This is a genomic window from Rohdeia mirabilis, assembly GCA_007750655.1.
Taxonomy (GTDB): Bacteria; Planctomycetota; UBA1135; order UBA1135.
The window spans coordinates 2,379,579-2,393,492 of the sequence record CP036290.1 but is presented as its reverse complement, the minus strand read 5'-3'; the positions used below and the strand labels follow the sequence as shown (position 1 = coordinate 2,393,492).

Sequence of the window (13,914 nt, the reverse complement as noted above, 5' to 3'; positions counted from 1 at the left end):
ACTCCCGACACACGCACACACACACGTACACCACACATCCCATGTCCAAGCAGATCCTGTTCGACGACACCGCGCGCGAGAAGATGCGCATCGGTATCGAGAAGCTCGCGAAGACCGTTCGCGTGACGATGGGCCCGGCCGGCCGCAACGTCATCCTCTCCAAGTCCATCGGCGCCCCCAAGGTCACCAAGGACGGTGTCTCGGTCGCCAAGGAGATCGACCTCGACGACCCCTTCGAGAACATGGGCGCCAAGCTCGTGCTCGAGGTCGCCAAGAAGACCAACGACGTCGCCGGTGACGGCACCACGACGGCCACGGTCCTCGCCAGCTCGATCTTCGAGGAAGGCCTGAAGTTCCTCGCCTCGGGCGTCAACCCGATGGCCCTGCGCTCGGGCATCGACAAGGCGGTGCTCGTCGCCGTCGAGTCGATCGCGGCCCAGTCCCGCAAGATCAAGTCGAAGGCCGAGAAGGCCTCGATCGCCACGATCTCGGCCAACAACGACCCGACGATCGGCAACCTCCTCGCCGAGGCCTTCGAGAAGGTCGGTGACGAGGGCGTCATCACCGTCGAGGAGAACACCGGCGTCGCGACCCAGCTCGAGGTCGTCGAAGGCATGGAGTTCGACAAGGGCTACCTGTCGCCGTACTTCGCCACCAACGCCGCCAAGCTGGTGGCCGAACTCGACGACCCGCTGATCCTCATCTACGAGAAGAAGATCACGAACGCCCGCGACCTGGTCCCGATCCTCGAGCAGGCCGCACAGACGGGCCGCCCGCTGTTGATCATCGCGGAGGACATCGAGGGCGAGGCGCTGGCCACGCTGGTCATCAACCGCCTGCGCGGCATCCTCAACATCTGCGCGGTCAAGGCCCCGGGCTTCGGCGAGCGCCGCAAGGCCTACCTGGGCGACATCGCGGCCCTCACGGGCGGCACGGCGATCACCGAGGAGATCGACATCAGCCTCGACAAGGTCGAGATGTCGCACCTCGGTACCGCCAAGCACGTGCGCGTCGCGAAGGACTCGACGACCATGGTCGAGGGCGGCGGAACGAAGAAGGCGATCAACGATCGCTGCAACCAGATCCGCGCGCAGATCGAGAAGACCAACTCGGACTACGACCGCGAGAAGCTCGAGGAGCGTCTCGCCAAACTGTCCGGCGGCGTCGCCGTCGTCCGCGCCGGTGGCGACACCGAAGCGGAGATGAAGGCCACCAAGGACCTGATCGAGGACGCGCTCAACGCGACGCGCGCCGCGATCCAGGAAGGCATCGTCCCCGGTGGCGGCGTGGCGCTCCTGCGCGCCAGCGACGCGGTCCGCGCGGCGAAGTTCAAGGGTGACGAGCGCTTCGGCGCCGAGATCATCGCGAACGCCCTCCAGGGTCCGCTGCGCCAGATCGCTTCGAACGCCGGCGAGGACGGCAGCGTCGTGGTCGAGATGGTCCGTGAGAAGGGCAAGAACATGGGCTTCGACACGCTGAACCGCAAGTACGTCGACATGGTCAAGACCGGCATCATCGACCCGGCCAAGGTCGTGCGGTCCGCCCTGCAGAACGCCGCGTCCATCGCTGGCCTCCTCCTCACCACCAACACGATGGTGACGGACGTCAAGGACGACTCGGCGGTCTCCGGCAGCATCTCCTGAGTCTCGCCGGGGCACTCGATCTCGCAGCGGCACTGAATCTCACAGTGGCACCGTGGGCGCGAGGTGAGGCGACGATCGCCACGCCTCGCGCCCCTATGCTTGCCCGCCCCGGTCGAACGCCCATGTCGGAGGCGAGCGAGCAACGCCGCTCCGGGAGCGACCGCCCCACCACCCCCCAACCCATGTGACTGCGGCCGAGCCGCGATCGGAAGGACCGAGCGAATGAGCGAGAAGCGCGACTACTACGAAGTGCTCGGCGTCGAACGCGGCGCCAGTGCGGAGGACCTCAAGAAGGCCTATCGCAAGCTCGCGCTCCAGTACCACCCGGACCGCAACCCCGACGACGCCAGTGCCGAGGCCAAGTTCAAGGAAGCGGCCGAGGCCTACGACGTGCTCGGCGACGAGCAGAAGCGGGCCCGCTACGACCAGTTCGGTCACGCCGGCGTCGGTATGGGCGGCGGCGGTGGCGGCGGGCGCCAGTTCTCGAACCTCGAGGACATCTTCGAGGCGTTCGGCGACATCTTCGGCGGCGGTGGAGGAGGCGGCTTCTTCGGCGACATCTTCGGCGGCGGAAGGCGTCAACGCCGCGGCCCGGCCCCCGGACGCGACCTCAAGATCGTGCTCGAACTGACCCTCGAGGAGATCGACTCGGGCGTCGAGCGCACGATCACGATCAAGCGCCGCGAGACCTGCGAGACCTGTTCGGGGACGGGCGGCAAGGACGGCTCCAAGCCTGTGGCCTGCGCGACCTGCAAGGGCGCGGGTCGCGTCCAACGTCAGCAGGGCTTCTTCGCGATGGCCTCGCCCTGCCCCACCTGCCGCGGCGCGGGGACGACGATCGAGGATCCGTGCGACGAGTGCGGCGGCAACGGTGGCGTGACGCGCCCGACCGAGTTGACCGTGAACGTCCCGGCCGGCGTCGAGGAGGGCATGCGCATCCGCCTCGCAGGCGAAGGCGACAGCGGCGCACCGGGCGCGCCCCGCGGCGACCTGTACTGCGTCATCTCCGAGACCGAACACGCCATCTTCCAGCGCTCGGGGCCCGACGTCCTGACCGAGGTCCCGCTGTCCTTCCGACAGCTGGCCCTGGGCGACAAGGTCGAGATCCCGACGTTGCGCGGCTCCGTGGAGATGAACGTGCCCGCCGGCACCCAGCCCGGGCGCGTGTTCAGGTTGCGGGGCCAGGGCATGACACAGCTCGAGCGTTCGACGCGCGGCGACCAGTTGGTGCGCGTGTTCGTCGAGGTGCCGACCAAGCTCACCGACCGCCAGAAGGAACTCCTGCGCGAGTTCGACGACATCGAAGGGGAGAAGGGCGAATCCAAGTCCCTGTTCGAGAAGATCACCGACTACTTCGCCAGCTGACGAACCTGGGCGCTCCGCGCTCCGTGAGGACCTACGACCATGATGGGCCGATCCAAGAAGAAGCACCGCGGGAACGAAGCCGACGTCGACGCGCTCGACGACGACGAGACCACTGCCGAGGGAGCGAATGCGACCGAGGACGTCGAGGACGAACTCACCCAGGCCATTCGCGAGCGCGAGCAGTTCCGCGAACAGTGGGAGCGCGCGCGCGCGGACTACCAGAACCTGCAGAACCGTCTGCCCAAGCAGGTGGACGACCGCGTGCGCGCCGTGCTCGAGCCGCTCCTGCGCGATCTGCTCCAGGTCGACGACTACCTCGAGATGGCGCTCGCGTCGCCGACGACGAGCGACGACGCGCGGAACCTCGCGTTCGGCGTCGAGATGGTCAAGAAGCTCCTGCTGGACGCCCTCGGTTCGTTCGGCGTCGAAGGCATCGACGTGGCGGCGGGCTCGCTCTTCGATCCGTCCCAGCACGAGGCCGTGGCGACCACCGAAGACTCGGACGCCGAGCCGGGAACGATCGTCGACGTCAACAAGCGCGGCTTCGCCTGGCGCGAACGCGTCCTGCGCCACGCCCAGGTCACGGTGGTGCCGGGCGGCGTCGTCGCGGCCGGCGCACCCGGCGTCGAGCCGAGCGACGTGACCCTCGAGCACGAGGCCGGCTCCGGTGCGACCGATACAGCCGACGACACCACGACCGAGTCGACCGACCGCGACCCGTCGGCCGACGCCTGAGCACGCCCGCCATGCCCACCTACGACTACGTCTGCAAGGCCTGTGGCGCGAGCCTCGAGATCTTCCAGTCCATGAAGGAGTCGGCGAAGCGCAAGTGCCCGAGCTGCGGCAAGCTCGCCCTCGAACGGCAGATCGGCGCCGGCGCCGGGTTCATCTTCAAGGGCTCGGGCTTCTACGAGACCGACTACCGCAGCGACTCCTACAAGCAGGGCGAGAAGTCCGAGAAGGACAGCAGCACCGCGAAGAAGGATGCGCCCGCGAAGGCGGACTCCGGCTCGGGCTCGAAGAAGAAGTCCGAAGCCAAGAAGAAGCCGTCGAAGGACTGAGCCGAGCAGGGCGTCGACGGGCGGCAGCGTTGGCACGGCACGACGCACGCTCGCGCGCGGCCCTCCTTCCGCTCCGGCTCCGACCCGGTCCGGCGCACACGCCTCAGACGCCGAACAGCTCGGCGATCAGGTCCGCGATGGCGTCGGTGTTGCAGTCGCCGATCACGCGGTCGGCCGCAGCGAGCGCGACGGGCATCGCGCCCCCCATCGCCACGCCGAGACCCGCGCGGGTGAACATCGGCACGTCGTTGCCCGCGTCGCCCACGGCCACGACGCGCGCGGGATCGATTCCGTGCACCTCGCTCAGGTAGCGCAGAGCCTCGCCCTTTCCGCGACAGGGGGGCTGGACGTCGACGACCTGGACGATCGAGTCCCGGTGCGGCGCGAGCGCGTTCAGCGGGAAGTGCGTGGTGTAGACCGGCAGTCCGATGCGCGCGTTGATGTCCCGTTCCAACTCGGCCGAGTCGGTGTAGCCCGTCGACATCAGCGTGATGCGGATCAGGCACTCGGTCGGGAAGCGTTCGAGCGGAGCGAATTCGAGCTCCGTCATGTTGGCGAGCGCCGCGCGCAGCCGCTCGTCGTCGGGCTCCTCGGCGACCTTCAGACCGTGGGTCATCGCCACCGGTGCCAGGTCCAGTTCGCGCGCCGCCCGGTAGGTCCGCTCGACCGCGCGATTGGACAGGAGTCGCTCCTCGAGCATCGCGTCGGTGGTCGGGCACCACATCCCCGCGCCGTTGTAGACGATGCACGGAACCGCGACGCCGAGCTCGCGAGCGACGTCGCGGGTCGCCGCCTCCGAACGTCCGGTGGCGACCATGACGACCACGCCCGCTTCCATCGCTCGCCGCAGGGCCGCCCGGACGTTCGGGCGCACGTGACCGTCGTCGGCGACCAACGTCCCGTCGAGGTCGAGAACGATGGCGTCGTGTGCGCGGGCGTTCGCGCCGGTCACGGTCGAGTCCGAAGGCGAGTGCATGGGCCGCAGTGTACTGACACCAGCAACCGCTGGAAGACGTCCCGCCGACCGCGTTCGCACGCGAGCGATCGGCCGAACGCCCTCCTCGGCGACGCGTCAGAACTCGATCGGAGTCGCCTCTCCCCTGCGGACCTCGACGTCGGTGGTCCGCGCCGGAGGACCAGAGTCGTCCTGCATGAGACCGCGCAGACCGATCCGCCACCGACCCGATTCGAGACCGAGCAGTCGACAGTCCCCGTCGTCGGCGAAGCCGGTCGTGCGGCTGCCATCGATCGGGTTCCCGGCGTCGTCGAGCCGGTCGGCGGAGACGACGACGAACACCAGCTCCTTCTGGAGTTCGCCGGAGACCGCCACGTCGACCGCACCTCCGATCGGTGCCTCGAGCTCCACGCCCTCGAGCCACTGGCCGAGGCCCACACGCAGGACGTCGCTCTCGACGCCGATGCTGTACGGCGCGCCCTCCGCGGCCTCGACGACGACGCGCAGGTCGACGTCCTCGGGCAGGCCGGGGAGTTCGAACGCGCCGTTCGCGTCGGTGCGGACGGACTCACCGCCAGGGCCGCCGAGCATCGTGCTCATGCCGTCCGCGGTCGAGAGGCTGATGGCGAAGCGACTGGCCCGTCCCGATCCCTCGCCGCCGGCGCGCTTCGCCCGCACCACGACTCCGGGGATGGGAGCACCCTCTTCGTCGACGACCCTGCCGCGAATGCCGTTCTGGACGAGATCCACGTCGAGCTGGTTCTCGACACCGGCGACCACCAGCGCGTCGCGTTTCGCAGGCAGAGCGCGATCGTCGTGGTCGACCGACACTTCGTACGCGCCGGGCTCGAGTCCCTCGATCGAGTAGCGCCCGTTCTCGTCCGTCCGACCCGAGTTCCGACCGGTCATCGCCACCATGTCGAAGTCGAACTCGAGAGCTTCGCTGCCGCCGTCGTTCGACCCCGACGAGTCGTTCGATCGCGCCGTGACCCGTGCTCCGACGAGCGGTTCGCCGTCCAACCGAACCTGGCCGACGAGCGTCGCGGTCGCCGCGTCGGTGAGGAGAACCTCGAGAACGTCGCCGTGCTCGACGGTGATGTCGCTCCAGGGCTTCCCGCCCCCATTCGTTCCGGGGAAGTCGAACACCACGCCGGGGCCGTCGCCGCGTGCTCCGGCGCGCGTGCGGAAGCCGTGGTCGCCGGGCGTGAGCCGATCGAAACGCACCGTGCCGTCGGCTTTCGTCCGCGGCGCGTCGAACAGCGCCGAACCTTCGACACCGGGCCCGCGGTGCTGGATCCCGATCCCGGCGACGGGGGCGCCGGCGGGGTCCACGACCCTCACGACGACGACGCCGCCCGGACCGAGTTCGACCGTGTGGACGAGTTCGGCCTCCGGCGCCACCGTCAGCGTCGCGGCGTAGGGCGCGAAGTCCCGGTGCTCGACCGTCAGGCGCAGCTTCCCGTCGTTCGCCGGCATGTCGAACTCGGCCAGCCCGTCCGCGTCGGTACGCGCGCGCGCGCTCCGGTCCGGCCCGACGACATCCTCCGTCGCGCCTTCCTCACCGTCGCTCGAGACCGTGGCGCTCATCGTGAAGGTCGCTCCCGAGTCTCCACCTTCGAACAGCTCGAAACCGCGGTCGCTGGCCCGCGCCAGGGCGACGCGCGCTCCCTGGACCGGACCGTCGGGACCGAGCACGGTGATGCGCGCGCGTCGCGCCTGTTCGAGCATCACGGTTCCGAGGTCGATCACGCCGCCCGGGTCCGGACGTTCGCCGAGCGGCACATCGAGCGTGACGTAGCCCTCCGACTGGATCCGCACGATCGTCGAGCCTCCGAAGAACGGGTTGGCTTCGATGGTGCTGACGTCGTCGAACTCCACGATCCCTCCCGGGTGTTGGCGCAGCGTGCGGCCGTCGGCGTCGCGCAGCGTCTCCAGCGCCCACGGCTCGCCGAGCGCTGCCGTGAAGGCTTCGACCGGCCGCGCGTCGTCACCGGTCGCGACCCGTAGACGGACCCGACCGGGTGCGAGGATCTCGAGTCGCGCGTCGAGCGTGCCCGACGGGAACGACTTCGTCTCGCTGAGCGCGGAGGTGAGATCGCCGAGTCCGACCATCGAGAGCACATCGTCGCCCTTGCCGTCGGGGGCGCGCACGACACGCAGGTCGTAGTCCGTGTCCGGTTCGAGTCCGCGCAGTTCGAACGCGCCGTCCGGTCCCACGTCGACGCCGCCGTTCCCGCCGCCGAGCAGACCGAAGTCGACCATTCCTCCGCTCGACCCGAGCACGCGGTAGGGCCCCTCGCGGCGATCGGTCCCAACCACGTAGCCGCGGATCACGGCGCCGTCGGGCAGTTCCCAGAGCAGATCGCGCTCGACGTCGCCGGGGCGCGCCACTTCGCCCTCGAACGTGCGCGCGGGGTGTTCGGGATGCACGGTGCCGATGCGCCACGGTCCTGCGGGCAGCGTGTCGATGGTGAACTCACCGCCAGGTCCGGTCGTGGTGAGCGGTTCGCCGGCGGCACCGATCGTGTTGAGCACGATCATTCCGCCGCCCATCTCGACGCGCGGTGAGGAGCGCAACTCGACGCCCGCGACCCCGCGCCCGAGCGAGTCGACCACGCGGCCGGACAGGACGATGGCAAGTTCCAGCTCGAGCGTTCCCACGTCCACGGGATCGAGGCCTTCCACGTCGAAGCGCTCGGGCTCGCGGGTGGCGAACCCCGGCGCCGAGGCGATCAACCGCTGCTCGCCCGTGCGCACGTTCTCGAACTCGAAGAGTCCGCGCGCGTCGGTGGTCGCGGTCCGGCCGGCGCCGATTCCGTTCGGAGCGCCGATCCTCATGGCCATGGCTCCCAGGCCGCCGCCCTCGCCCCGTTCGAGGCGCACCGTCGCCCCGACCACCGGCCGACCGGCGGAGTCCGCCACGCGTCCTGTGACCGTCGCACCCTTGCGTGCGCTCTTCTCGTCGGCCTGGCTCTCGTCGCCCGCGTTCGCGAGCGCGGCGCCCAGTTCGGCGCGCTCGTCGCGCGCGTCGCCCGAGCCGCCGTCCGTGAGGTCGACCGCTCCCAGCCCGTCGCCCGTCCCGCCCTCCTGCTCCGGCTCCTGCTCCGTGCCGATCTGCACGGCTCCTCCGCTCTCCTCACCGCCCATGAACAGAAGTGCGCCGAGAGCAGCGAGTGCCGCGAGGACGATCACGAGGATCAGGGCGGCGTGTCCGCGGCGGGCGAACGGACGAGACGACACGGACACGGAGGTCGCGAACATGGGGTCGGCACGCTGCGAAGCGCGCTGCGGGAGGGAGGGGGAGCGCGAGCTGGGGAGGGCTGCGCGGATCGCGGCCGCATCGCCGCGTGCGGCCCCGCACAGGTCGGGACCTTCGCGAACTACGCCGTCGGGCGGCCCCACGTTGGCCCGGCTCGCCCCGAGACCGAGCGGGCCCGTCCGAACGACGTCGTCCCAGTCGCAGTCCCGGGAGCACGGCGCCGCGGCTCGCGCGTCGGCGCACGCCCCAGTGGAGAGATCGCGCGCGTCGGTCCGGACCGCCCGACGCGGCGCAGCGTGCCAGAATGCCGGCATGCGTGCTCGACGATCGATCCTCCTCGCAGTTCTCGCCGTCCAGACCCTCGGTCTCGGCGCCTGCAGGACCGCCGACCCCGACCCGACCGTCCTCGTTCGCACGAAAGGCGGCGTGGAACTCGGTGCGTCGACCACCCACGGCGTGGTCTTCCTGGGGACGACGGCCACGTCCGGTGAAGCCGAGGTCCTGGCCTGGTTCGGCGACGGACCCGAACTCGAACCCTCGCTGGTCGAGGCCATCGGCGGCGGCCTGTACAGCGTCGACGTCGACATCGATCTGCCGGCGGTGCCCCTGTCGTTCGACCTGCCCGACACGTCGACGACGCTCGAGATCCGTGGTCGCGACGCCGCCGGCGCCTGGGTCCGGACGACCCGTCGCGCCGACGAACCGACCGCGACGGGTCTCTTGCTCCTGATCCCGGACGAACCGCTGCCGCCGGCCTCTTCGGGAGCGGGAGTCTATCTGCGCGATCGCCGCGGCCAGCTGCGGCTCGTGGGTCTGCTCGCAGGTCGCGTGCAGATCATCGACTCCGCCCTCGCCAGCGCCGCGCCGCGCGAACGCCTCGCCGCCATCGGACCGACGGACCTGTGGCGTCTCGTGAGCTACCGGCGCAATCGCCACCGGCCCGCCCCCTGGGTCTACCGCGAAGACCTCGAGTGACCCTGCCCCCGCGACCGGGCTCGGATCACGAGCGCCAGAAGCGAGGCAGCACGAGCACGACGAGGGCGTAGAACTCGAGTCGTCCGAGGATCATCAGGATCGACAGGAGCAGCTTGCCGAGCACGGGCACGTCGCCGAAGTGCGAGGCCGGACCCAGGACCTCGAGCCCCGGACCGATGTTGTTGAGGCAGGCCAGGGTCCCGGTCAGCGCGCTGGTCAGGTCCATGCCGAACGCGGAGAGTGCCGCCGTTCCACCGAGCATGACCAGCACCCACAGGCCGAAGTAGCCGGTGACCGACGAGACCGTGCGCTCGTCGAGGGTCACACCGTCGACGCGCACGTTGTGGATGGCGCGCGGACGCGAGAACGCCAGGACCCCGCGCACCGCGACCTTCGCCACGATCAGGAAGCGCACCACCTTGAGTCCCCCGCCCGTCGAGCCCGCGCAGGCGCCGACGAAGGCCAGGAACATGAGCACGAAGCGGCACAGCTCGGGCCACTGGTTGAAGTCCGCGGTGCCGTAGCCGGTGCTCGTCTGCACGGAGACGGCGGCGAACATGCTGTCGCGCAAGCAGAGCGTCAGACTCGAGTAGTCCGGAAGGCCCGCGACCGTCGCGAACTGGTCGCCGCTGTGCCCGTTGCTGCCGCCCCAGAACCACAGGACGCCCGCCATCAGCAGCGTCGCGCCCACGATCATCCCCGTGTAGACCCGGATCTCCGACGACTTGACGACCGCGGAGAGCCCGCGCCGCAAGCCCTGCCGCAGCATCGTGTCGTAGACCGCGAAGTTGATGCCGGCCAGGAACATGAAGAGCACGAGGATCGCTTCGACGATCCAGGACGCGAAGTACGCGACGCTCTCGGGGTGGTTCGAGAAGCCGCCGGTCGCGATCGTCCCGAAGGCGTGGATCGATGCCTCGTACAGATCGAGCCCCGCCCACATCAGCACCAGCACTTCCACCACGGTCAGTCCCACGTAGATCCGCGCGAGGCCGCGAGCACTGTCGCGCACGCGCTGTTGGACCGCTTCGCGAGCGATTCCCGGCACCTCGGAACGGAACAGACTGCGTCCACCCGTGGGGAAGAGGACCACGAACACCAGCACGATGCCGATGCCGCCGAGCCAGTGCGTGAAGGAACGCCAGAAGGCGACGCCCTTGCCGAGCGCGGCGAGCTGGTCGCCGGACAGGATCGTCGAGCCCGTCGTCGTGAAGCCCGAGGCCGACTCGAAGAAGGCGTCGGTCGGAGCCGGGATCGCTCCGGTCAACAGATAGGGCAACGCCCCCACGACCGCCGCGACCAACCAGCTCAACCCCACGGCCGCGAGGCCTTCGCGCCGGAAGAAGTCGGGCCGCCCCTCGGGCGTCGTGATCGAACCGCGGTTGCGCCATCCGACGAGTCCCGCGACGGCGGCCACGATTCCCGCACTGAGGCAGAACGTGTACGCGTCGCGCGTCTCGTCGAAGAGCCACGCGACCCCTGCGGGCACGAGCATGAAGACTGCCAGGAGCAGCATCACGCGGCTTTGCAGCCAGAGGACGGCGCGCAGGTTCAAGGGTGAAGGTCCGCCTCGGCGGAGCTCGGGTCAGGTGGCGTCCGCCTGGGACTCGGCCGCCGCGGGGACGCCGAACGTCCGCGACGCGCCCAGGATGTGGTTCAGCTCTTCGAGGTGTTCCGGCAACGTGAAGAGGATCAGGCGATCGCCCGAGTGGACGACCGTGTCACCGCGCGGGATGACGACGTCCTCGCCGTGCACGACCGCGCCGATGATCACGCCGCGCGGCAAACCGAGTCCCTTGACCTTGCGTTCGGTCTTGCCGTCGGTGAAGCCGGCCTCGATCTCGAGCACCTCGGCCCGACCTTCGGCGATCACGGCGATCGACGAGACGGCGTCGGAGCGCACGAAACGCAGGATGCGCTTCGCGCACAACAGTCGCGGGCTGATCGCCTTGTCGATGTGCAGGCTGTCGAACACCTTGCGGTAGGCCGCCTTGTCGAGCACCGCCACGGTCCGGCCGACGCCCAGCGTCGAAGCCAGGTGGCACGCGATGATGTTGTCCTCGTCGTCGGCGCTCGTGGCGATGAACGTGTTCACCTCGCTGATGCGCTCTTCGTTCAGAAGGTCGATGTCGGTCGCGTCCCCCACCAGCACCATCACGTTGTTGCCGAAGGTGCCGGCGATGTTCTTGGCGCGCTCGGGGTCGCGCTCGAGGATGCGCACCGAGACCCCCGGCATGGATCCGAGCGACTCGGCGAGGCGCGAACCGATGCGACCGCCGCCCATGATCATCACGCTCCGGCGTCCGAGGCGCGGCGCACCCGAGAGCGCCTCGAACTGGTCGAGATCGGCGCTGCGGCCGATGACGTACACCTGGTCGTCGACCTCGAGGCGGTCCGAACCCGAGGCTACGAAGAACTCCTCGCGGCGCGCGATCGCGGCGATCAAGAGGCCGCCGGGCAGATCGAGGTTCGCCAACGTGTCGGCCGTCAGTTCGCTCTTCTGGCGGATGCGCAGGCGGCGCAGCTGCACGCGGCCGCTGGCGAAGGACTCGACCTCGAGCGCGTGGTGTTCGCGCACCGTCGACAGGATCTCCTCGGTCGCCAGCTCGTCGGTGGACAGCAGCACGTCGTACCCGACGGCGCGCTTGTGGAAGAAGTGGTAGCCCTCGAGCCGCGACGTGTCGCGCAGGCGGACGATCACCCGCCGCGCGCCGAGGTTGCGGCCCATCAGCGCCGCCAGCATGTTCACGTGGTCGTCGTTCGTGACCGCCACGAACAGGTCGCAGTGACCGGCTCCCGCGGAGGCCAGGACGTCCGGTCGCGTGCCGTCGCCCTCGAGGGCCTGCACGTCGAGCGTCTCCTGGAGGCGCCCGATCTTGTGGTTGTCGGGATCGACCACGCTGACGCGGTGCCCCTCGCGCGCGAGGATGTCGGCGAGGTACTGCCCCACCTCTCCGGCGCCGACGATGACGATGTCCATGGGTGGCGAGGCTAGCTCAGCTGCGGGGTGGCTCCAACGAATCGAGGCTCGGATCGTCGAGAACTCCCCGGCACTGGGCTCGCGGGACGCCGCGCACCGACCGTTCGATCGCGCGCCGACCGGAGCAGGGCTTCTGCGGACGGGCCGCCTGTGCTCGAATGGCACCGTGGCACGCGTGCTGTTCGTCGATCACGAGGACTCGTTCACCTACAACCTCGTCCAGTACCTGCTCGAGCTGGGTGCGGACGTGGACGTGCGGCGGCCCGATCGACCCCGCGCGGGACTCGGCGCGACGTGCGATCGATCGCCCGCGCAGTGGGCCCGCGAGATCGAACTCTGCGACGCGGTCCTGATCGGACCCGGTCCGGGCGGGCCCGCCGAACGCGTCCGGACCCTGGCGCTGCTCGATCGACTCGAGGGCCTCGGCGAGAGCGCGCCGCCCGTCCTCGGCGTGTGCCTGGGGCTCCAGCTCGTGGCGCACTGGCGCGGAGGCTCGGTCGGTCGGGCGCTCGAACCCGTGCACGGATTCGGCGAAGCGATCGAGCACGACGGCCGCGGGATCTTCCGCGGCTTGCCGACTCCCGTGTCGATGGCCCGCTACCACTCGCTCGTCGCGCACGAACCGTTGCCCGCGGACCTCGAGGTCAGTGCCCGATCGGCCGCCGGCGAGGTGATGGGGCTGCGTTCGCGCTCGCTGCGGATCGAAGCGGTGCAGTTCCACCCCGAGTCGATCCTGTCCGAGGCCGGTCACGCGTTGCTGTCGAACTTCCTCGGGTCCTGCGCGGCGTCGGCCGAAGCCCCCGAGGCCTGATCGCCCACGAGCGGCGCCGTCCAACTGGGCCAGGGGCCGGACGAGGCCCGCCGCGGTTCGGGTTCGGTCAGCGCGGGCGCGAGCCGCACCAACCCGCGGTACAGCGGCTTGCCGAGGCGCCGCCACACCCGCGCGAGAAGCGAGCGCGAAGGGCGACCGGCTCGATCCGCGTCGGTCTTGGGCCGCCCGGCGCGCAGGTAGCGACGGCGGTGCTTGTCGATGTGGCGCAGGTCCTCGGCGGCGCGCGTTCGAGCTCGCCGCGCGCGCGGTTCCGTGTGCACCGACGCCAGCTGGAAGTCGAGCAGCGCCGGGCGCCCGTCGCGGCGCACCACCAGGTTCTGCTCCTTGTGCAGGTCGTTGTGGCGCACGCCCCGCAGGTGGACGGCGGCGACCAGTTCCTCCGCGCGCTCGAACCAGTCGCGCGGCAACTCGGTGGCCGCCCACAGCGGTTCGCCCTCGATCCAACCGCGCCGCAGCACGCGCCGCGGATCCTCGCCCGGTCGGCACTCGAGCAGCACAGGCGTGCCGTCGAGTCCCCCAAGCGCCGCCAGTGCCCGCCGTTCGCGCGCGAGCAACAGGCGCCCGACGAACGGCAGCACCAGGCCGCGCGTCGAGACGGTCCGTCGCGCACAGCGCTCGCCGTCCGCGTCCTCGACCAGTTCGACGCGTCCGAACACATCTTCCTTGAGCAGCGTGCACGTCGCATCCGCTGCCGAACGGCGCTCACGCGGCGCCGACTCGTCGAGCGCGGAACGGGTGGACGCTTCTCGCTCCTCCATCCGCGCATTCTCGACCGGCACGGGTCGTTCGGGCCCGGACCGGGCGTCGGCGGGACCGCTCACCTTCGCATCCTGGCGCCTCGAGG

11 protein-coding genes are annotated in these 13,914 nt (G+C 70.2%); 6 read left to right on the top strand and 5 right to left on the bottom strand.

The window, feature by feature from the left end:
* The first annotated feature begins 41 nt into the window (after positions 1-41).
* The 4 genes from groL (at position 42) to Pla163_RS08870 (ending at position 4,069) form a co-directional block, all read left to right on the top strand.
* Positions 42-1,643, top strand: a complete 1,602-nt coding sequence (gene groL / locus Pla163_RS08885; RefSeq protein WP_145186740.1) for a chaperonin GroEL — start codon at positions 42-44, stop codon at positions 1,641-1,643.
* A gap of 222 nt (positions 1,644-1,865) precedes the next feature.
* Complete coding sequence (gene dnaJ / locus Pla163_RS08880; protein WP_145186736.1) at positions 1,866-3,008, top strand: molecular chaperone DnaJ; 1,143 nt, start codon at positions 1,866-1,868, stop codon at positions 3,006-3,008.
* Between the two features lie 39 nt (positions 3,009-3,047).
* Positions 3,048-3,743 carry a nucleotide exchange factor GrpE gene (locus tag Pla163_RS08875; RefSeq protein WP_145186733.1) on the top strand — a complete coding sequence of 232 codons (696 nt, stop codon included), beginning with the start codon at positions 3,048-3,050 and terminating at the stop codon, positions 3,741-3,743.
* An 11-nt stretch (positions 3,744-3,754) separates the two neighbouring features.
* Positions 3,755-4,069 (top strand): FmdB family zinc ribbon protein, encoded by a 315-nt coding sequence (locus Pla163_RS08870; protein WP_145186730.1) that lies wholly within the window; start codon positions 3,755-3,757, stop codon positions 4,067-4,069.
* Between the two features lie 103 nt (positions 4,070-4,172).
* On the opposite strand, the gene Pla163_RS08865 is transcribed toward Pla163_RS08870, so the two are convergent.
* The gene (locus Pla163_RS08865; RefSeq protein ID WP_145186727.1) at positions 4,173-5,045 is read right to left on the bottom strand and encodes an HAD family hydrolase; all 873 of its coding nucleotides are present in this window, start codon (positions 5,043-5,045) and stop codon (positions 4,173-4,175) included.
* Between the two features lie 96 nt (positions 5,046-5,141).
* Positions 5,142-8,597 (bottom strand): carboxypeptidase regulatory-like domain-containing protein, encoded by a 3,456-nt coding sequence (locus Pla163_RS08860; RefSeq protein ID WP_145186724.1) that lies wholly within the window; start codon positions 8,595-8,597, stop codon positions 5,142-5,144.
* On the opposite strand from Pla163_RS08860, the gene Pla163_RS08855 reads away from it, so the two are divergent.
* Positions 8,596-9,258, top strand: coding sequence for a hypothetical protein (locus Pla163_RS08855; RefSeq protein WP_145186721.1), 663 nt, complete (start codon positions 8,596-8,598; stop codon positions 9,256-9,258). The two genes, Pla163_RS08860 and Pla163_RS08855, sit on opposite strands and share 2 nt — an antisense overlap.
* A gap of 25 nt (positions 9,259-9,283) precedes the next feature.
* On the opposite strand, the gene Pla163_RS08850 is transcribed toward Pla163_RS08855, so the two are convergent.
* Together Pla163_RS08850 and trkA are read right to left on the bottom strand one after the other, a co-directional pair.
* Positions 9,284-10,813, bottom strand: coding sequence for a TrkH family potassium uptake protein (locus Pla163_RS08850; protein ID WP_145186718.1), 1,530 nt, complete (start codon positions 10,811-10,813; stop codon positions 9,284-9,286).
* Between the two features lie 30 nt (positions 10,814-10,843).
* Complete coding sequence (gene trkA / locus Pla163_RS08845; protein WP_145186715.1) at positions 10,844-12,238, bottom strand: Trk system potassium transporter TrkA; 1,395 nt, start codon at positions 12,236-12,238, stop codon at positions 10,844-10,846.
* Positions 12,239-12,404: 166 nt separating this feature from the next.
* On the opposite strand from trkA, the gene Pla163_RS08840 reads away from it, so the two are divergent.
* Positions 12,405-13,049, top strand: a complete 645-nt coding sequence (locus tag Pla163_RS08840) for an anthranilate synthase component II (protein ID WP_419186475.1) — start codon at positions 12,405-12,407, stop codon at positions 13,047-13,049.
* Here the strand turns inward: Pla163_RS08840 and Pla163_RS08835 are convergent.
* On the bottom strand, positions 12,986-13,828 hold the full coding sequence (locus Pla163_RS08835; RefSeq protein WP_145186709.1) for a serine/threonine protein kinase: 843 nt from the start codon (positions 13,826-13,828) through the stop codon (positions 12,986-12,988). The two genes, Pla163_RS08840 and Pla163_RS08835, sit on opposite strands and share 64 nt — an antisense overlap.
* Positions 13,829-13,914: the final 86 nt, after the last annotated feature.